General features: G+C 70.4%; 19 protein-coding genes. 12 read left to right on the forward strand and 7 right to left on the reverse strand.

Annotation, left to right across the window (positions count from 1 at the left end; translation table 11 throughout):
• Nucleotides 1-152: 152 nt before the first annotated feature.
• From LZ495_RS36935 to adh, 3 genes are all read right to left on the reverse strand, one after another.
• Nucleotides 153-1328 carry a hypothetical protein gene (locus LZ495_RS36935; protein WP_235057540.1) on the reverse strand — a complete coding sequence of 392 codons (1176 nt, stop codon included), beginning with the start codon at nt 1326-1328 and terminating at the stop codon, nt 153-155.
• 173 nt (nt 1329-1501) lie between these two features.
• Complete coding sequence (locus LZ495_RS36940; protein ID WP_235057541.1) at nt 1502-1885, reverse strand: DUF779 domain-containing protein; 384 nt, start codon at nt 1883-1885, stop codon at nt 1502-1504.
• A 56-nt stretch (nt 1886-1941) separates the two neighbouring features.
• The gene (adh, locus tag LZ495_RS36945; RefSeq protein ID WP_235057542.1) at nt 1942-3459 is read right to left on the reverse strand and encodes an aldehyde dehydrogenase; all 1518 of its coding nucleotides are present in this window, start codon (nt 3457-3459) and stop codon (nt 1942-1944) included.
• 225 nt (nt 3460-3684) lie between these two features.
• Between adh and LZ495_RS36950 the strand changes: the two genes are divergently transcribed.
• The gene (locus LZ495_RS36950; RefSeq protein ID WP_268823850.1) at nt 3685-5640 is read left to right on the forward strand and encodes an APC family permease; all 1956 of its coding nucleotides are present in this window, start codon (nt 3685-3687) and stop codon (nt 5638-5640) included.
• A 112-nt stretch (nt 5641-5752) separates the two neighbouring features.
• Nucleotides 5753-5977, forward strand: coding sequence for an FmdB family zinc ribbon protein (locus LZ495_RS36955; RefSeq protein WP_235057544.1), 225 nt, complete (start codon nt 5753-5755; stop codon nt 5975-5977).
• A gap of 8 nt (nt 5978-5985) precedes the next feature.
• On the opposite strand, the gene LZ495_RS36960 is transcribed toward LZ495_RS36955, so the two are convergent.
• Nucleotides 5986-6747, reverse strand: a complete 762-nt coding sequence (locus LZ495_RS36960; RefSeq protein WP_235057545.1) for a restriction endonuclease — start codon at nt 6745-6747, stop codon at nt 5986-5988.
• A 147-nt stretch (nt 6748-6894) separates the two neighbouring features.
• Nucleotides 6895-7731 carry an SDR family NAD(P)-dependent oxidoreductase gene (locus LZ495_RS36965; protein WP_235057546.1) on the reverse strand — a complete coding sequence of 279 codons (837 nt, stop codon included), beginning with the start codon at nt 7729-7731 and terminating at the stop codon, nt 6895-6897.
• A 115-nt stretch (nt 7732-7846) separates the two neighbouring features.
• Here LZ495_RS36965 and LZ495_RS36970 point away from each other — a divergent pair, with 115 nt between their 5' ends.
• The 10 genes from LZ495_RS36970 (at nt 7847) to LZ495_RS37015 (ending at nt 17988) form a co-directional block, all read left to right on the forward strand.
• Nucleotides 7847-8176, forward strand: coding sequence for a GNAT family N-acetyltransferase (locus LZ495_RS36970; RefSeq protein WP_235057547.1), 330 nt, complete (start codon nt 7847-7849; stop codon nt 8174-8176).
• Nucleotides 8177-8231: 55 nt separating this feature from the next.
• Nucleotides 8232-8660, forward strand: coding sequence for a (4Fe-4S)-binding protein (locus LZ495_RS36975; protein ID WP_235057548.1), 429 nt, complete (start codon nt 8232-8234; stop codon nt 8658-8660).
• Nucleotides 8661-8752: 92 nt separating this feature from the next.
• Nucleotides 8753-9280 (forward strand): arsenate reductase/protein-tyrosine-phosphatase family protein, encoded by a 528-nt coding sequence (locus tag LZ495_RS36980; RefSeq protein ID WP_235057549.1) that lies wholly within the window; start codon nt 8753-8755, stop codon nt 9278-9280.
• 100 nt (nt 9281-9380) lie between these two features.
• Nucleotides 9381-10208, forward strand: a complete 828-nt coding sequence (locus LZ495_RS36985; protein ID WP_235057550.1) for an LppU/SCO3897 family protein — start codon at nt 9381-9383, stop codon at nt 10206-10208.
• A 125-nt stretch (nt 10209-10333) separates the two neighbouring features.
• A complete protein-coding gene (locus LZ495_RS36990) occupies nt 10334-11149 on the forward strand; it encodes a serine hydrolase domain-containing protein (protein ID WP_235057551.1) in 816 nt (271 codons plus the stop codon).
• Between the two features lie 433 nt (nt 11150-11582).
• The gene (locus tag LZ495_RS36995; RefSeq protein ID WP_235057560.1) at nt 11583-12815 is read left to right on the forward strand and encodes a polyamine ABC transporter substrate-binding protein; all 1233 of its coding nucleotides are present in this window, start codon (nt 11583-11585) and stop codon (nt 12813-12815) included.
• Between the two features lie 148 nt (nt 12816-12963).
• Complete coding sequence (locus LZ495_RS37000; RefSeq protein WP_235057552.1) at nt 12964-14100, forward strand: ABC transporter ATP-binding protein; 1137 nt, start codon at nt 12964-12966, stop codon at nt 14098-14100.
• Between the two features lie 104 nt (nt 14101-14204).
• Nucleotides 14205-15083, forward strand: a complete 879-nt coding sequence (locus LZ495_RS37005) for an ABC transporter permease (protein WP_235057561.1) — start codon at nt 14205-14207, stop codon at nt 15081-15083.
• On the forward strand, nt 15083-15877 hold the full coding sequence (locus LZ495_RS37010; RefSeq protein WP_235057553.1) for an ABC transporter permease: 795 nt from the start codon (nt 15083-15085) through the stop codon (nt 15875-15877). The genes LZ495_RS37005 and LZ495_RS37010 overlap by 1 nt, the downstream gene beginning before the upstream one ends.
• A 209-nt stretch (nt 15878-16086) precedes the next feature.
• Complete coding sequence (locus LZ495_RS37015) at nt 16087-17988, forward strand: NAD(P)-binding protein (protein ID WP_235057554.1); 1902 nt, start codon at nt 16087-16089, stop codon at nt 17986-17988.
• Nucleotides 17989-18045: 57 nt separating this feature from the next.
• On the opposite strand, the gene LZ495_RS37020 is transcribed toward LZ495_RS37015, so the two are convergent.
• The gene (locus tag LZ495_RS37020; RefSeq protein ID WP_235057555.1) at nt 18046-18429 is read right to left on the reverse strand and encodes a hypothetical protein; all 384 of its coding nucleotides are present in this window, start codon (nt 18427-18429) and stop codon (nt 18046-18048) included.
• Between the two features lie 304 nt (nt 18430-18733).
• The gene (locus LZ495_RS37025) at nt 18734-19555 is read right to left on the reverse strand and encodes a hypothetical protein (RefSeq protein WP_235057556.1); all 822 of its coding nucleotides are present in this window, start codon (nt 19553-19555) and stop codon (nt 18734-18736) included.
• Nucleotides 19556-19692: the final 137 nt, after the last annotated feature.

Below are 19692 nucleotides of genomic sequence, written 5' to 3' on the forward strand. Positions count from 1 at the left end.
CTCACCCTCCGTCACACACCCCGCCCCCCCCGCCAGCCCGCAACCCACGGAGGGGCCGCCCCGACGGGGGGCGCCACCTCCGTCCGACGGTCCGTCAGCCCGGCTATGACCTCCGTCACCCGAATCTCTCCGGGAGCGATCTCCCGGACCCGCTAGCCGGTGTAGTCCTTCGTGGAGAGCGTGCCGTCGGGCCACCAGTACTTGCCGTCGTTGGCCGTCTGCTTGTCGTATCCGCCGGGGGCGACGCGCCATTTGTTGTTGCGCCAGGTGACGTTTGTGCCACCCCAGCCGTAGAGGGGTCCCCACATGGGCTTGAGGTCGGTGCCGAAGGTGTTTCCGGTGAAGGTGATGCGCTGGTTTCCCTTGCCGTTGCCGCCGATGTTGACGGTGTAGCCGAAGCCGGAGAAGTAATTGTTCGTGACCGACACGTCGGTGTAGTAGTTGTCCTCCACCTGGAACGCGAGGCCGTTGGTGTTGCCGACCGACGCGATGGTGTTGTGGTCGATGACCATGTACGTCGGACCGCCGTCGCTGCACAGGATGGCGTCCGTGTGGTCGATTCCGCCGTCGCTGCGGGCGTCGTGGAACCACGTGTTGCGGACCACGAAGGGCTTTTCGCGGCTGGAGAATCCGATCTGGATGCCGTTGCCGAATCCCCAGATGTCGGAGTGGTCGACGGTCAGCTGCACGTTGCGCTTGACGTCGATCGCGTACTGGTAGCCGTTGTTGTAGTCGACGGGCGGCGCCGGGTCCTTGGACGGTGCGAAGGTGCTGTAGTCGAAGACGACGTTCTCGCTGTAGACGGCCACAGTGGCGTCGTCGACGCTGTTCGACTCGAACAGGCAGCCGATGAAGGTGATGTTGCGCAGGGTGCGGTCGGTGGTTCCGACGAAGAGCTTTCCGGTGAAGCGCATGAACCGATAAGTGCGGTTGCTCTCCAACTCCCCGGTGAACGTCGTCAGTGATCCCGGGTAGCCCGGCGCGTTCTTGTAGCCGGTGTTCGACGCGTTGGGCCATGCACCGTTGTTCGCTGCAGGTTTGGCGGCAGGGGCGGAGGTGCTCGCCGTCGGGGCAAGGGGGGTCCGGGTGGCAGGCGCGGAGGTGGCCTCGCCGATGGCAGGTGCCGGCGCCCCGGTCGGCGACTCCGCGGTGCTCGGGGCGGTCCCAGGGACCTGCGGCGCGACGGCCCCTCCGGCGCTTGCCGCCGGTGGCGCGGATGCGTCGGGATCGGCGCCGCCGCCGCACCCCGCGATCAGGACAACGGCGAGTGCTCCCACGAGCAGGCGGGGGACCCTGGTTCCGGCACGGCGGTTCGTCTGGCGTCGCATGGCGGACACGATGCCCGAACCGCGAGTCCGGCTCCGGAGGATGGACGACACCTCGCGCAATCTGGCCGTCCGGATGAACGCCCGCGCACCTCTTGTGACTTCGTACGATATGCCGACCGGAAGACGGGTGGTGGCGGCGCCGCGCCGGGGCGGCGCCGCCATGCGTCAGGGGGTCACGGAACCGGTCCAGTAAGGATCGGTTCGTGCTCCAGTTCGGCAGCCTCCTCGTCGGTGAAGACGCGGGAGCGGATCAGGAAGCGGAAGCCGGTCGGGGCTTCCACGGAGAAGCCGCCGCCTCGGCCGGGGACTATGTCGACGGTGAGGTGGGTGTGCCGCCAATACGCGTACTGGGCGGCGCTGATGTGGAACGGGGTGCCGGCCACGTGGCCGAGGTAGACGTCGGCGTCGGACAGGCGGAACTCGCCGCGCGGGTAGCACATCGGGGAGGATCCGTCGCAGCAGCCGCCGCTCTGGTGGAACATCAACGGGCCGTGCTTGTCCGTCAGTTCACCCAGCAGCGCAGCCGCTGCCGGGGTGATCGCGACCTTCTCGACCATGCCGGCTCCCGTCTCCGGCCGACGGGGGCGCCGCCCCGCCGGCCGGCCCTTGTGGCCTAGAAGAAGCCGAGCTTCTTGGGGCTGTAGCTGACCAGGAGGTTCTTGGTCTGCTGGTAGTGGTCGAGCATCATCTTGTGCGTCTCGCGGCCGATGCCGGAGGCCTTGTAGCCGCCGAAGGCCGCGTGCGCGGGGTACGCGTGGTAGCAGTTGGTCCAGACGCGGCCCGCCTTGATCTCGCGGCCCAGGCGGTACGCCCGGGTGGCGTCGCGCGTCCAGACGCCCGCGCCGAGGCCGTAGAGGGTGTCGTTGGCGATGCGCAGGGCTTCGGCTTCGTCGCGGAAGGTCGTGACGGAGACGACGGGGCCGAAGATCTCTTCCTGGAAGATCCGCATGTCGTTGGTGCCGCGGAAGATCGTGGGCTCGACGTAGTAGCCCTCTTCGAGGCCCGGGAGGATCTTGCGGGCGCCGCCGGTGAGCACCTCGGCACCTTCCTGCCGGCCGATGTCGAGGTAGGAAAGGATCTTCTCCAGTTGGTCGTTGGACGCCTGGGCGCCGACCATCGTGGCGGGGTCGAGCGGGTCGCCCTGCACGATCGCCTTGGTGCGCGCGACGGCCTTCTCCATGAACGCGTCGTAGATCGAGTCGTGGATCAGCGCGCGGGAGGGGCAGGTGCAGACCTCGCCCTGGTTGAGGGCGAACATCACGAAGCCCTCGACGGCCTTGTCGAGGTAGTCGTCGTCGGCCGCCATGACGTCGGCGCAGAAGATGTTCGGGCTCTTGCCGCCCAGTTCGAGGGTCACCGGGATGATGTTCTCGCTGGCGTACTGCATGATCAGCCGGCCGGTCGTGGTCTCGCCGGTGAAGGCGATCTTGGCGACCCGCTTGCTGCTGGCCAGCGGCTTGCCGGCCTCGAAGCCGAAGCCGTTGACGACGTTGACGACGCCCGGCGGCAGCAGGTCGGCGATCATCTCCATGAAGACGAGGATCGAGACGGGGGTCTGCTCGGCGGGCTTGAGGACCACGCAGTTGCCGGCCGCGAGCGCCGGGGCGAGCTTCCAGGTGGCCATCAGGAGCGGGAAGTTCCACGGGATGATCTGCCCGACGACGCCGAGCGGCTCGTGGAAGTGGTACGCGACGGTGTCGTCGTCGATCTGCGCGATCGAGCCCTCCTGGGCCCGCACCACGCCGGCGAAGTAGCGGAAGTGGTCGACCGCGAGCGGCAGGTCGGCGGCCAGCGTCTCGCGTACCGGCTTGCCGTTGTCCCACGTCTCGATGACCGCGAGCTTCTCGAGGTTCTGCTCCATGCGGTCGGCGATCTGCAGCAGGATGCGCGAGCGTTCGGTGGTGCTGGTGCGGCCCCAGGATTCGGCGGCCGCGTGGGCGGAGTCCAGCGCGAGCTCGATGTCCTCGGCGGTGGAGCGGGCCACCTCGCAGTAGGCCTGGCCGGTGACCGGCGAGATGTTCGCGAAGTACTCGCCGCGGACCGGCGGCACCTGCTTGCCGCCGATGAAGTTGTCGTACCGTTCCTGGAAGTTGACGACGCTGTCCGGCTGTCCCGGCCGCTGGTACACCACGTGTCCTCCTCGGCGCGCACGACGGGCCGCACCGCACAGGCACTTTCGGGCGGTGACCGGCCCTCGGGTCTGCGACCGAAACTAGTAGTAGTCAAGCGATCACACCACCCATCCGGACCAAGAACGTGGCGGGAACGGGTGAAGGGCGGCAAGCCGGGCACAGGACGTGCCGTGACCTGGCTCCCGAAGAAGCTCGTCCTCGGCCGCCCGCTGCGCACGACCCAGATGGGCCAGACCCTGCTGCCCAAGCGGCTCGCCCTGCCGGTCTTCTGCTCCGACCCGCTCTCCTCGGTGGCGTACGCGACCGGCGAGATCCTGCTGGTGCTCTCGCTGGGCGGCCTCGCCGTCCTGCATCTGGCCTGGTGGGCGGCCGCGGCGATCATCGTGCTGCTCGCCGTGGTGGTGGCCTCGTACCGGCAGACCTGCCACGCCTACCCGGCCGGCGGCGGCGCGTACACGGTCAGCGCCGAGAACCTGGGCGAGACGGCGGCGCTGACCGCGGCGAGTGCGCTGATGGTCGACTACGTGCTGACCGTGGCCGTCTCGGTGGTCGCCGGGGTCGCGGCGATCTCCTCCGCGGCGCCGTCGCTGCACGGTGCCGCGGTGCCGCTGTCGGTCGGCTTCGTGGCCCTGCTGACGCTGCTCAATCTGCGCGGCATGCGCGAGTCTGGCCGCATCTTCGCCATCCCGACGTACGGCTTCGTGCTGGGCATCTACGTGATGTTCGCGGTGGCCGCGGTACGCCTGGGCAGCGGGCACACCGTACGCGCGGAGTCCGCCGACCTGCCGTTCCACGCCGCCGGGACGTATACCGGCCTGGCGCTGCTCTTCCTCGCGCTGCGCGCCTTCGCGTCCGGCTGCACCGCGCTGACCGGCGTGGAGGCGATCAGCAACGGTGTGCCGGCGTTCAAGAAGCCCAAGAGCCGCAATGCGGCGAACACGCTGGTCGTGATGGGTGCGCTGTCGATCACCATGTTCGGCGGCATCACCGCCCTCGCGATGATCACCGAGGTGCACGTCGCCGAGGACCCCGCGGACCTGGGCCTCGCCCCCGGGACACCGCAGTCCACCGCGCTGGCCCAGGTCGCCCGGGCGACCTTCGGCGACTGGAACTTCCTCTTCTATTACGTGCAGGCCTTCACCGCCGGAATCCTGGTGCTGGCCGCCAACACGGCGTTCAACGGGTTCCCGATGCTGGCCTCGATCCTGGCCCGGGACCGCTACCTGCCGCGGCAGCTGCACAACCGCGGCGACCGCCTGGTGTTCTCCAACGGGATCCTGCTCCTGGCGCTGGCCGCAGCGGCCCTCATCGTGGCGTTCGATGCGAACCTCACCAAGATCATCCAGCTGTACATCATCGGCGTCTTCGTCTCGTTCACGCTGTCCCAGGCGGGCATGGTCCGGCACTGGAGCCGGCTGCTGCCGGATGCCGCCGGCACCCGCGAGCGCCGCCGCATGCACCGCTCCCGCGCGGTCAACCTGCTCGGCGCGGTGCTGACCGGCATCGTGCTGGTGATCGTGACGGTCACCAAGTTCACCCACGGGGCGTGGATCGTGCTGATCGCGATGCCGCTGCTGTTCCTGCTGATGAAGGGCGTCCGGCGGCACTACACGAATATCGCGGACGAGCTGCGGGTGGCCGACGACGCGCGCCCGGAGCCGCCGGCCGGCAACCACGCGATCATCCTCGTCTCGCGCCTGCACGCACCGACGCTGCGGGCCGTGGGGTACGCCAAGTCCATCCGGCCGGCGCGCCTGGAGGCCCTGACGGTGTCGGTGGACCCGGATGCCACGGACGAGTTGCGCGAGCAGTGGGAGGCGCGCGACATAGGCGTGTCGCTGACCGTGCTGGACTCCCCGTACCGGGAGTTCACCCACCCGCTGCTGCGGTACATCCGCGAGCACCGCGAGGCCAATCCGCGCGACGTGGTCACCGTGGTGATCCCCGAGTACGTGCCGGGCCGCTGGTGGGAGCAGATCCTGCACAACCAGAGCGCGCTGCGGCTGAAGACCCGGCTGCTGTTCATGCCCGGGGTGATGGTCACGAGCGTGCCGTACCAGCTGCGCTCGGCAGCCAAGTTGCGCCGCCCCGGACCGCCGGCCCATAACGGCGGCAACGGCGGCGCCGACCAGCCGGCCGACCAGGGCAGCGAGGCCGAAGCAAGCGACGGCCCGCCCTGAGGACGCCCGCGGCGGGAGCCGCAGGCCGGACGCGAGAGGCCGGGGTCACGCGACGCGGATCACGGATCTCCGGCCCTGCCGGAGGCGGGTGGCGGCTCGGTACCCTCAGGGCATGCCCAACTACGAGTTCCGCTGCCGCGCGTGCGGCGACACGTTCACCGTGAGCCGCCCGATGTCCGAGTCCGGCGCTCCGGCGTCGTGCCCCGAGGGCCACGACGACACCGTGAAGCTGCTGTCCGCGGTCGGCATCGCCGGCACCGCAGGCGCCGGCCCGGCACCCCGCCCGGCAAGCGGCGGCGGTGGCGGGGCCTGCTGCGGAGGCGGCTGCTGCGGCTGACCGCCCCGTCACTTCGCCTGGGCGGCGGCCTTCTTCTGCTTCTTCGCGTTCTTGTCGTCCGGCTTGACCGCCGCAGGCTCCTCGGCGGGCGCTGCCGCGGCAGCCAGCGGGGCCGGAAGTTCCTGGCCCAGGTCCCAGCGGGCCAGTGCGCGGCGGTCCAGCAGGTGCAGGTTGTCCGTCGCGGCGCCCAGGTCGCAGGCCTTCTGCGAGAAACCACCCGCGGTGGTGGCCAGCACCAGCAGGTGGTCCGCGTGGTGCTCGTCCGCGGTGAAGCGCTCCACGATCGAGCCGGAGATGGACGCCGCGCCCGCGGCGCTGCGGCAGCGGACCGCCAGCGTCGTGCCGTCGGGGAGCGTCCCGGTGACGTCGACCGAGTGCGCGTCGTCGTGCACCCGCACCGCGGCGACGTCCGCGAGCCCGTCGCGGCGGCACAGCTCCGCGACGTGCTCGCCCAGCCGGCCGGGGTCCATCCGGGCGTGCCGGAGCAGCGCCGCGCGCGTGTCGCGGTCGCGGTGCTCGCGCTGCCGGACCACCTCGACCTTCGCGGCGGTGTCGCGGTAGACGGTCCACCACAGGAGGATGCCGACCGCGCCGCCGACCGCCGCGTACACGCCCAACTGCCAGGGCTCCTGCCGGATCTGCATGCCCTTGAGCACCGCCCAGATCCCGAACGCCAGCAGTTCGATACCGGTCAGCAGCACGGCCAGCCGGCCGAGCGACCTGGCCGTCCCGCGCCCTCCGCGCGCCCCGCTTCCCCCGTGTCCCGCCATGTCCGCGTGCCCCCTGTAGGTCGGGTCCCGGTGGAGTCCCGGTCCGCTCCGGTCGTGCCCTCCGTGGCCTGATACCCGCCCTGACGATCGAAGTCGCATGACGGTTCCCGGAATTACCGGCCCGCGAACAAGGTCACGCCGGCAACCTCACGCCTGGTCGGGCAGGTTGGTCCAGCCGCGGCCGTCGGCCTTGCCGTACCAGCCGCTGGCCGCGGTGGTGCCGCCGTCCACCGGGATCAGGTGGCCGGTGACGTACGAGGACGCGTCCGAGGCCAGGAACAGCACCACGTTCGCGTAGTCCTCGGGCTCGCCGAACCGCCCGACCGGCACCCACGACCCGATCAGCTGCGGGTCGCGGCCGCGCAGCTTGGCCTCGTACGTGGTCTGCGGCGTGTTGGCCATGTCCGGCGCGATGCAGTTGACCCGCACGCCCTTCCGCGCGACGTCGACCGCGAGGCTCTTGGTGAACGCGATGATCGCCGCGTTGTACGCCGAGTACACCGGGCAGCCCGGGATGCCGCGCAGCGCCTCGACGGTGGAGACGTTGACGATGCTGCCCGCGCCGTTCTCGACCATGACCGGCAGCAGCGCGTGGGTCACGCGCAGCACGTGTTCGAAGTTGATCGCATGCGACGCCTGCCAGTCCTCTTCGGTGCTGCGCAGGAACGTCGAGGACGGGCGGTAGTCGCCGACGTTGTTGACCAGCACGTCAATGCGGCCTTCGGGGGTGGCCGCGAGAGCCGCGTCGCGCAGCCGCGCGACGGTCTCCGGCTCGCGGATGTCGCCGACCACGGTGATCGCGCGGCCGCCGTCTTTGGCGATGTCCGCGGCGGTCTCCTCGGCGTACGCGGCGTCGATGTCGTTGAGCACGACCAGCGCGCCGGCCTTGGCCAGCAGCCGCGACACACCGCCGCCGATGCCCGCCCCGCCCCCGGTGACCACAGCTACACGACCGGCCAGCGGCTCGGGATCCAGCATGCTCATCGCCTCCAGATATGACGGACCGTCAGATAGATCATGTCTACCCGACCGTCCACCCGGGCCGACAGCCGGGTCGCGAGGTCGGGGGTCGTAGGGTCGAATGGTCCGAGAGCTTCACATGCCGACCGAAACTGAGGTCCACATGGACGTCACTGTCGTCAATGCGCCCGAGAACGACCGCTACGAGGTCCGGGTAGACGGCGAGCTGGCCGGGTACGCCGAGTACATGGCCACCGAACAAGTGACCGTATTCACCCATACGGAGGTATTCGACAAGTTCGAGGGCAAGGGGCTCGGCGGTGTCCTGGCCAAGGGCGCACTGGACGACGTCCGCGCCGGAGGCCGCGGAGTACTTCCGCTGTGCCCGTTCATCAAGGGATGGATCGAGCGCCACCCGGACTACGCGGACCTCGTGGTCGAGGATCCGCGCGGCGCGCAAACCGGCTGACCCGGGCCCCCGGGATTCCCCGGGAACGCCGAGGGACAGGGACGGAGCCACCACAATGAGCGAATCCCACGCGAAGGTCTACGAGGCCGAGGACGTCACCGTGACGTTCGACGCGCACCGCTGCCTGCACTCGGGCGAATGCGTGCGGGGCCTGCCCAAAGTGTTCGACACGAGCCGCAAGCCGTGGGTGGACCCGCAGGGCGCGACACCCGAGGAGATCGCCGAGGTCATCGCCCGGTGCCCCAGCGGGGCACTGCACTACACCCTGACCGGCGGTCCCCCCGAGGACCCGGTGCACCCCACCACGGTCACCGCGGTGCCCGGCGGGCCCTTCGTGGTCCGCGGCCACCTGGTCGTGCGGACCGCGGACGGCAAACACCGCCACGAGACGCGCGCGGCCCTGTGCCGCTGCGCGCACAGCGGCAACCAGCCGTACTGCGACGGCAGCAACGACTGCCTGCTGCAAGGCAAGAACTGGCAATAGCAGCCGACCCACGGAGGCCGGGGCAGCGGCCGCACACCGCCGCCCCGGCCTCCGCCTGCGTGCGTGCGGCGGCCACCGCCTACCCTTCCCCCATGGCCGACTCCCCTGCCTCCCCCTCCCTCCTCTTCATCTGCACCGGCAATGCGACGCGCTCGGTGCTCGCGGGCGTGCTGGCGGCCCGGGCGCAGCCCGGGTGGCAGGTGCGGACCGCGGGGACGTTCGTGATCGAGGGGCAGCCGGTGAGCTGGCGTACCCGGCGGGCGCTGGAGTCCCTCGGAATCGAGGCGAACGGCCACCGCAGCACCCAGCTGACCGCGGACCACCTCGCCGAGGCGGACGTCGTGGTCGCGCTGGCCTGCGAGCACGTCGCGTACGTCCGCCGCAACCACCCCGAGGCCGCGGCCAAGACCGCCACCCTGCACCGGCTCGCCGCGCAGCTGGCCCCGGGCCCCGAACCGCTCCCCGCCCGCCTGGCCGCGCTCGGCCTCGCGGCCGCCGAGCCGGACCCGGCCTGGGAGGACGTCGAGGACCCGGGCGGCGGCGAGGTCGAGGACTACCTGGCCTGCGCGGTCGAGATCGACACCCTGATGCGGACCGCCGTGCCGCTGCTGGCCCCCTGAACCGGCCCGCGGCGGGCGACCCGGAAACCCATGTGCCGAACAAATAGTCGGTGCGCTAACTTCGTGGCCTTTCCCGACACTTCCCTTGGATGAGGCCACCTTGTCGACCCCTGCCCCGCACGGCAGCAATCCCTTCGCCGGCAGTTCCCCTGCTTCCGGCGCCCCTGCCCATGCCTCCGTTCCGCAGCAGGGCGGGCAGAACCCCTTCGCAGGAGGAGCCGCCCTCGGCGGGACCGCGGACTCCGCCGCGGCGCAGGACCTCCGCGCGTACTACGCGAACAGCACCTCTGCCGTGATCTGCGCGGTGTGCGGCGCCTACCCGGCCGCCGAGGCGAACTTCCGGGCGCACCGCGGCATGGTCATCGCGATGTCCAACGCCAAGGTCGAGGGGCCGTTCTGCCGCGACTGCGGTACCCGGGCGTTCCAGGAGACGCAGAACTCCAACATGCTCAAGGGCTGGTGGAGCCTGGGCTCCCTGGTGGTCAACCCGGCGATCCTGGTCTGGAACGCGATACAGCACCGCAAGGTCGCCAAGCTGGCCGCACCCGCACCCGGCGGCCCGCGGACTCCGCTCGCGCCCGGCAAGCCGCTGCACCGGCGCCCGGTGTTCGCCTTGGCGGTGCTCTTCCCGGTCGTGGTGGTCTCCGTGATCGTCGCGGTCGTGCTGTCCTCGGGCGACGATGTGACCGGCGCGAACGCCGGCGACTGCGTCCGCAACACGGGCACGGACAGCAACCCGACGGTGGACATCGTCGCGTGCACCGGACCGGACGCCGAGTACCTGGTCCTCGAACGCCTCGACGGAACCACTTCGGACGCGATGTGCCCGACCCTCACGTCGGCGGCGCTGACCTACGACTCGGGCGGCGACAAGTTCGTGCTCTGCATGACCGAGGCCTCGTCGCTCATCCGGCAGCCGACCCCCTGACCGGACACCCCGCCTGGTGCACCGCTGAGCGGGGGCCCCCGCGGGGGGTGAACCGCGCGGCCCCGGGCCTGCACCAGGCGGGGTGTCTCCGGCGCGGCCCGAGGCCGCGACGTAGGCTCGGGCGCGTGGAGAGTCTGCGCATCATCGAGTCCTGGCCGGTCCCGCATGCCGCAGCGGCGGTCGTCGGCGGCGACGGCACCGTCCTCGGGCAGCACGGGCCGGTCGACATGCCGTTCCGGCTCGCCTCGGTGACCAAGCCGCTGACCGCGTACGCCGTCCTGGTCGCGATCGAGGAGGGCGGCGTCGAGCTGGACGAGCCGGCCGGGCCCGACGGGGCCACCGTGCGGCACCTGCTCGCGCACACCGCGGGGTACGCGTTCGACCACGAGCGGGTCATGGCCCGGCCCGGGGAGCGGCGGATCTACTCCAACGCCGGGTTCGAGGTGCTGGCCCGGCACGTCGCGCAGAACTGCGGGATCCCGTTCCCGGTCTACCTGTCCGAGGCGGTCTTCCGGCCGCTCGGCATGGCGGACTCGCGGCTGGACGGCTCGCCGGCCGCCGACGGCGTCTCCACGGTCGCCGACCTGGCCCGGTTCGCCGCCGAGCTGATGGCGCCGAAGCTGCTGGCGCCCGAGACCGTGGCCGAGGCGACCTCGGTGGTCTTCCCCGGGCTCGACGGCGTGGTGCCCGGGTACGGCCTGCAGCGCCCCAACGACTGGGGGCTGGGTTTCGAGATCCGGGACGGCAAGGCGCCGCACTGGACCGGGGCCCGGAACTCACCGGCGACTTTCGGCCACTTCGGGCAGCGCGGCACGTTCCTGTGGGTCGACCCGGAGGCCCGCGCGGCCGCCGTCTGCCTGACCGACCGCGACTTCGGCACCTGGGCGATCGAGGCCTGGCCGCCGTTCAGCGACGCGGTGCTCGCCGAGCTCGGACGCTGAAACCGGGGCCGCGACCTGCGCGTCCCCCACGGCAGCAGCGGGCCGCCAGGCCAACCGCGCAGCCGTTACCGGCGGCTACAGGGCCGCCGGACATGCCGGATGTGTCCGCACATCAGGAACGCGACACGCCCCAATTACTGACACTCCGTCAATTTCCGTGGCCGGATTTGACACTGTGTCCATTGCTCGGACGATCGCGCCCCGGAATCGTTCATGCCCAAGCGGAACCCGGACCGCAACCCGGTCCACACCGCCGTCGCCAGGTCCCACCTTCCCCGCTGGTCCCACGCACCGCACGCACCCGGCACGACGTTTCCCCCGCGCTGCAGGGCACCGCGAACCCCTTCAGGAGGTCCGCCGCATGAACTCCCGGGACAACAGATCCGGTTCCCCCTCGGACTTCGGTCCCGAGATCGACGCCGCGCTCGAGACGATGTCGCCGGCGGTCCGCGCCGCCGCCATCCGGAGCATGACCACCGGCCGCGGTGCCGCACTGCGCAACGCCATGTCCCGGCGCTCCATATTGCGCGGAAGCGCCATGGCAGGACTCGCCGTTGCCGGCGGCAGCCTGCTCGCCGCATGCAGCGACGACGACGACAAGAAGGACAGCGCGGACGACGGCGGCAGCGGGGGCGCCGGGCAGGTCGTGTTCTCCAACTGGCCGCTCTACATCGATGTCGCCGAAGACGACGAGAACAAGCACCCCACCCTCGACGCCTTCACCAAAGAGACCGGCATCAAGGTCAAGTACACCGAGGACATCAACGACAACAACGAGTTCTACGCCAAGATCCAGCCGCAGCTGGCCTCGGGCGACGACACCAAGCGCGACCTGATCGTGCTGACCGACTGGATGGCGTCCCGGCTCGTCCGCCTCCAGTACGTCCAGAAGATGGACCCGGCCAACGTGCCGAACGCGGTCAAGAACCTCGACCCGCGCTTCAAGGGCAACACCTGGGACGCCAAGCGCGAGTACGCCTACCCGTGGACCCAGCTGTCCACCCTCATCGCGTACAACTCCAAGGCCACCGAGGGCTACGCCCCCGAGTCGGTCGACGACCTGCTCACCAACCCCAAGCTCAAGGGCAAGGTCGCGCTGCTCACCGAGATGCGCGACACCGTGGGCATGGTGCTGCTGAGCATGGGCAAGAAGACCGAGAGCTTCACGGACGACGACTTCAACGCCGCCCTGGCCAAGATCCAGAAGGCCGTGGACAGCAAGCAGATCCGCCGCTTCACCGGCAACGACTACGTGCAGGAGCTGGCCTCCGGCGACATCGCGGCTTGCCTGGCGTGGTCCGGCGACCTGATCCAGCTTCAGGCGGACAACCCCGAGGTCCAGTTCGTCATCCCCAAGCACGGATACGCCACGGGCACCGACGAGCTGCTCATCCCGACCAAGGCGGCCAACAAGGCCAACGCCGAGAAGCTGATCGACTACTACTACCGGCCCGAGGTCGCGGCGCAGCTGACGCTGTCCATCAACTACGTCTCCCCGGTCGTCGGCGTGCAGCCCGAGCTGCTCCGCATGGACCCGGCCATCGCCTCCAACCAGCTCGTGATGCCGTCCCCGGAGACGGCCGCGAAGGCGAACACCTTCCGGGCCCTGAGCGAGGCCGAAGAGACCAAGTACGAAGAGGCCTTCGCCAAGGTCATCGGCGTCTGACGCCACCCGCGCACGCCCGTACGAGGGCGAAGCCCCGGCCCCGCCCCGCGCGCACCGCGACACGTGCGCGCCGCCCGCGGCCCGGTCGGGGCTTCGCCTCTCGGCGTGTCCCGGAACCAGCCCCCCGGAATCACACATAAGGACCAGGATGAGCAAGCAGGGGCGCGACGCCGGCCGCGTCGAACTGACCGGCCTGAGCAAGCGGTTCGGCGGATTCACCGCCGTACGGCCGACCGATCTCACCATCCCCGAAGGCTCGTTCTTCGCGCTGCTCGGGGCCTCGGGGTGCGGCAAGACGACCACGCTGCGGATGATCGCCGGCCTGGAGGCGCCCAGCACCGGGCGCGTCCTGATCGGCGGCCAGGACGTCACCGGGCTGCCGCCGCACAAGCGGCCGGTCAACACGGTCTTCCAGAGCTACGCGCTCTTCCCGCACCTGTCGGTGGCCGACAACGTCGCGTTCGGTCTGCGCCGCAAGGGCCGCAAGGACGTCGCCCAGCCGGTGAAGGAAATGCTGGAGCTGGTCGAGCTCGGGCACCTCGGCGGCCGCAAGCCGGCCCAGCTCTCGGGCGGCCAGCAGCAGCGTGTCGCGGTGGCCCGGGCGCTCATCAACCACCCGCAGGTCCTGCTCCTGGACGAGCCGCTGGGCGCGCTCGACCTGAAGCTGCGCCGCCAGATGCAGCTCGAGCTCAAGCGCATCCAGACCGAGGTCGGCATCACCTTCGTGCACGTCACGCACGACCAGGAAGAAGCCATGACCATGGCCGACACCATCGCCGTCATGAACGGCGGGGTGATCGAGCAACTCGGCTCCCCCACCGAGCTGTACGAGTCGCCGAAGACCGCGTTCGTGGCCAACTTCCTGGGCCAGTCCAACATGCTGCCCGCCGCGGTCCTGGGCCGGCAGGGCGACGACCTGGCCCTCGACGTGCACGGCGTGCGCATGACCCTCCCGGCCTCGCGCGCCGTCCCGGGCAGCTCGGGCAGCTCCCGCATCGTCATGGGCATCCGCCCCGAGAAGATCACCCTGGGCAAGGCCGAGCCCGACGACGCGCACCGCAACATGCTGCGCGGCATCGTGAGCGAGGCGTCCTTCATCGGCGTCTCCACCGAGTACCGGGTCCGCATCGCGGAAGGCTCCGAGCTCGTGGTGTTCTCGCAGAACCGCGACGACGAGCGCCCCCGGGTCGGCGACGAGGTCGTCCTGCACTGGAACCCGCGGCACGGATTCGGCCTCGACGCGGGCCAGGACCTGGACGCGGGCACCGGGGAGGACGCCCTGTGACCACCCCCGCAAAGACCTCCGACGCCGCCGACGCCGCCGAGGCCGCCGGGCCGAAGCACGCCGGCGCCGACGGCCGGCCCGAGCCGTCCGGCCCCGCCCGGGCGCTGCGCGCGATCACCGGCGAACTGCGGCGCATGCCGTACCTGTTGCTGCTGCCCGGCATCGCCTGGCTGATCTTCTTCTTCCTGGTGCCGCTGTACTTCCAGGCGAAGATGTCGGTGTCGTCCGGGACGCTCGACAAGGGCTTCGACCTCACCTGGACGTGGAGCACCTTCAGCGCCGCGTTCGAGGACTACGACGAGCACTTCCTGCGGTCGCTGTACTACGCGGGCGCGGCGACCATCCTGTGCCTGGTGCTGGCGTACCCGCTGGCATACACCATCGCCTTCCGCGCGGGCCGCTGGCGCAGCCTGCTGCTCGTGCTGGTGGTGGCGCCGTTCTTCACCAGCTTCCTGGTGCGCACGCTGGCCTGGAAGACGATCCTGTCGGACAACGGCACCGTGGTCGGCTTCCTCAACACGCTGCACATCACCGACGTCACCGCGACCCTCGGTCTCACCGAAGGCGACCGCGTGCTGGCCACGCCGCTCGCGGTGGTGACCGGTCTGACGTACAACTTCCTGCCGTTCATGATCCTGCCGCTGTACGCCTCGCTGGAGCGCATCGACCCGCGCCTGCACGAGGCCGCCCGCGACCTGTACGCCAGCCCCGCCTCGACGTTCCGGCGCGTCACGCTGCCGCTGTCGATGCCGGGCGTGGTGGCCGGCACGCTGCTGACGTTCATCCCGGCGTCCGGCGACTACATCAACGCCCAACTGCTCGGCACCACGCGGGAGACGATGATCGGCAACGTCATCCAGTCCGAGTACCTGCGGGTGCGCGACTACCCGACGGCGGCCGCGATGTCGTTCGTGCTCATGGCGGTCATCCTCGTGATCGTGACCGTGTACATCCGCCGCGCCGGAACGGAGGACCTGGTCTGATGCTGAAGTGGCTGCGGCACAACCTGGTGGTCTTCGCCGGCCTCGGGACGCTCGTCTACATGCTGGCGCCCAACGTCGTGGTGTTCGTCTTCTCCTTCAACGACCCCGTCGGCCGCTACAACTACGAATGGGCGGAGTTCTCCGACAAGGCCTGGACCGACCCGTGCGGCGTCGCCGGGATGTGCGACTCGCTCACCCTGAGCTTCAAGATCGCCATCCTGGCCACGCTGTGCGCAACGGTGCTCGGCACGCTGATCGCGTTCGCCCTGGCCCGCTACCGGTTCCGGGCCCGCGGGCTGGTCAACTCGCTGATCTTCCTGCCGATGGCGATGCCGGAGATCGTGATGGCGGCGTCGATCGCCATGCTGTTCCTGAGCATGGGCATGGACGCCGGGTTCACCACCATCCTCATCGCGCACATCACCTTCTGCGTCAGCTTCGTGGTGACCGCGGTGAAGTCCCGGGTGATCGGCATGGACCCGGCGCTGGAGGAGGCCGCCCGCGACCTGTACGCGTCGCCGATCCAGGTCTTCCTGCGCGTGACCCTGCCGCTTGCCGCCCCCGGCATCGCGGCCGGCGCGATGCTCGCCTTCGCGCTGTCCTTCGACGACTTCATCATCACCAACTTCAACGCCGGCCCCGACACCGTCACCTTCCCGATGTACGTGTGGGGCGCCGCGCAGCGCGGAACTCCCCCGCAGATCAACGTGATCGGCTCCGCCATGCTGGTGATCGCCGTACTCGTGGTGGTCGCCGGACAGATCGTGGGGAGGCGCAACCGCGCCAAGGCCTGACACACCAGGCACCAGCGCCCCGTCTGCGGGCCCGAAATGCTCGGGCCCGCAGGCATGTTCGTTCTCCCCGGCCAGGAACCACCCACCGGATCACGGAACGACAGAAGGGCTTTGCCATGCCCGATTCCCGTCCACAGCCCGAATCTCCCGACTCTTCTGCTGCCACTTCCCCTCCTGCCGCCGACCCGGCCCGCGATCGGGAGCTCGGCATGCACCGGCGCATCCCGCGCCGGGACTTCCTCAACGGCATGGCCGTCACCGCCGGTGCGCTGGCCGCCATGCAGCTCCCCGGCCTCACCGGGCAGGCCGCGGCCGCCCCGGCTTCGCACGGCGGCGGCACGCCCGAGGCGTACCCGCCCGCGCTCACCGGGCTGCGCGGCAGCCAGCCCGGCTCGTTCGAGACCGCCCACGAGGTGCGCGACGGAACGTTCAAGCCCGGGCGTACCGTGCCCACCGGCGAGAAGTACGACCTCGTGGTCGTCGGCGGCGGCATCAGCGGCCTGGCCGCGGCGTGGTTCTACCGCGAGGCGCACGGGCGGCACGCGCGCATCCTCGTCCTGGACAACCACGACGACTTCGGCGGCCACGCCCGGCGCAACGAATTCACGGTGCGCGGCCGGAAGTTGATCGGCTACGGCGGCACCCAGTCGCTGGACGGGCCGGCCACGTACAGCCCCGAGGCGATCGGGCTCATCAAGCAACTGGGCATCGACACGCAGAAGTTCTACAAGGCGTACGACGAGGGCTTCGAAGACCGCTGGGGCCTCGGCAGTGCGACGTTCTTCGACAGCGCGACCTTCGGCGCGGACAAGCTCGTCAAGGGCACCCCGTACGGCGACCCGGCGGCCTTCGCCGCGCAGACCCCGCTGTCCGAGGCCGGCCGCGCCGACCTGGTGCGGCTGTTCTCCGACACCGCCGACCCGATGCCCGGGCTCGGCGATGCGGAGAAGAAGGCCGCGCTGGTCAAGATGAGCTACGAGGCGTACCTGCGCGACGTGCTGCGCATCGGCCCCGAGGTACGGAAGCTGCTGCAGCGCGGCACCCACGGCCTGTGGGGCGTGGGCATCGACGCGGTCTCGGCGCTCGACTGCTGGCCGACCTGGCAGCCGGGCTTCGCGGGCCTGAACCTCGAACCGACGCCGTACCCGGGGCTGGGCAAGTCCCCGCGGCACGCGCTGGAGTCCGAGGAGCCGTACATCTTCCACTTCCCGGACGGCAACGCCTCGGTGGCGCGCCTGCTGGTGCGGGGCCTGGTGCCGGGCGCGATCCGGGGCTGGACGATGGAGGACATCGTCACCGCGAGGGCGGACTACGGGCTGCTCGACCGCCCGGCCAACCGGGTGCGGATCCGCCTGGGCGCCACGGTCACGCACGTCGCCCACGACGGCCCCGTGCGGCGGCCGCGCGGCGTCGAGGTCACGTACGCCCGCGCCGGACGCACGTACTCGGTGCGCGCCGACTCGGTCGTGATGGCGTGCTGGAACACGATGGTGCCGTACCTGGTGCCGGAGCTGCCGGCCGACCAGAAGGCGGGGCTGCAGTACGGCGTGAAGGTGCCGCTCGTCTACACGAACGTCGTGCTGCACAACTGGCGCGCCTTCACCAAGTTGGGCATCGGGGGCGCACGCACGCCGGGGATGTTCTGGGACGGCTTCGACCTGGACTTCCCGGTCTCGCTGGGCGACTACCGCTTCTCCCGGGACCCGTCCGAGCCGATCGTCGTGCATGTGTCCAAGGCTCCGACCAAGCCGGGCCTCGGACTCCCGGCGCGCACCCAGCACAAGGCCGGGCGCGGCGAGTTGTACCGCACCACGTTCGAGACGTACGAGCGCGAACTCCGCGACATGCTGGCCCGAGCCCTCGGCGGAGGAGGATTCGACCCCGCACGCGACATCGCCGCCATCACCGTGAACCGCTGGCCGCACGGCTACGCGTACGAGTACTCGTCGCTGTGGGACCCGATCGGGCCGGACGAGGAGATGCCCTTCGGCATCGGCCGCCGCACGTACGGCCGTATCGCGATCGCCAACGCGGACTCGCAGGGCTTCGCCTACACGGACGCCGCCATCGACCAGGCGTACCGAGCCGTGCACTCGCTCCCGCGTCGCTGAGCAACTGCCGCCCGGCGACATGTTCCGTCGCCGGGCGGTTCGCGGTGCGCCGGTGGGTCAGGTCGTGGCGAACGTGTAGTTCCAGGTGTTCCAGATCAGCCCGTCGGGCCCCTTGAGCCAGATGTCCACCTGGATGCGGCGCCCCTCGGGGATGTCCTCGCTCACGGTGACGCAGTTGCCCTTGCCGCCGACCGTCAGCGCGGTGCCGAGGCGGTCTCCGGAGGTGGTGTAGAAGCGGCCCCACACCGACTTGCCGTCCGCCACCAGGTCGCAGATGGTCGCCTTGTCGCCGGCGTGGAAGAACTGGATGCTGCCGCCGTGGGCGGCGTCGACGGTACGGATGTACTGGCTGTTGGTGCCTGCAGATGCCTGGGGCGCGGCGACCATCACTCCTCCGAAACCGAGGGCGATGGTGCATGCGGCCATGACGGAACGCTTCATGATTCCTCCCGGGGACATGAGCCCAGAGGGGTCCTCGCCAGGCGCAAGACTGCGCGGGCGGTGTCCCTCGGTGCCGGGCCAAAGCCTAGGCACCGCAAGATCATTCCTACTATCCACCACACGAGAATGCGGCGGTGCGGGGATGGATAGTCGCGGCGGGACGCCGCTCGCCGAAGTCGGCCCACCAGACTTCTCGCGCTGCGCTGCGTCCCCCTGACGCCACTGTCCCGAGCAGGATGTCAAAGAGTGCCGCGGACGCTGGCCCGAGCCGAGCACACGTAGCCGAGGGGGCGGAGTCCCTCGCTCAGGTACAGGCTCTCCGAGGCGCCTCCCAGTTGGGACTGGACCAACTGGTACGCGGCGCCGTGTGCGCGGCCCCAGCCTGTGGCGGCCCGCCACAGGTCGCGGCCGACGCCCCTGCCTCGAAACTCGGATCCGACGCCGAAGTACGGCGGGAGCAGCATCGGCCGACCGACCGCGTCAGCCAGGACTCCGAGGGGGCCGATCGCACCGGCCACGCGGCCTTGTTCGATGACCGCAAGAACCGACCGTTCAACCGTCCAGCCGCGAACTGCTCGGCCAGGAAAGCGAAGCCCGCGTTCTCGGGCTCGCGCGCCAAGTCCGCCAACGACGCGCGTACCGGCGCCGGAAGGCCGGCAAGGTCCACCACGCCGCCGGAGACTGCCGCCCGGTGGCCGCCGAGATCGTTGACGAGGATGCCGACGGCATGCACGCTGCCGACGTCGGGGCGCGCCGTGGAGAACCAGACTGTGCGTACGTCGCTCATCGCCAGGTCGCGCGCGCAGTCTTTGGCCAGAGCCATGACGTCGGCCGCGCCGAGTCCTGAGCCGTAGTGGTAGACCGTCACCCCCGCCCGGCGCCCTGTCGTCGAGGTCGCGAGCACGGTATCCGTCGGCGTGTGCACAAGCGGCCCTGGCAGGATGCGCTCCGCCTTGCTATCGGCCCATCGACGGTCCTTGTCGTACGGCAGAACCGCCCCGGACCGGCTGATCTCGACAACCTCCGCGAACAGCCGCGCCGACAGGACGTCCGGGTGCACAGGGCCCAGCGTCGGCACGTACGGGACGGTGATCTGCGAGGCCAGCCAGTCCCAGCGAAGCTGCATGCGGACAACGCTAGAGGTTGTCTCGTAACCCGTTCGGCCGTGTCGCGTTGGTTGGGTATGGCGGTTGTTTCTGCGGCGGATCGTGAACTGGTGCCTGTGTTCACGGGGTTGACGTATGCGCAGTTCCGCGCGTTGGT

This window comes from Yinghuangia soli, assembly GCF_021502675.1.
In the GTDB taxonomy this organism is placed as follows: domain Bacteria; phylum Actinomycetota; class Actinomycetes; order Streptomycetales; family Streptomycetaceae; genus Yinghuangia; species Yinghuangia soli.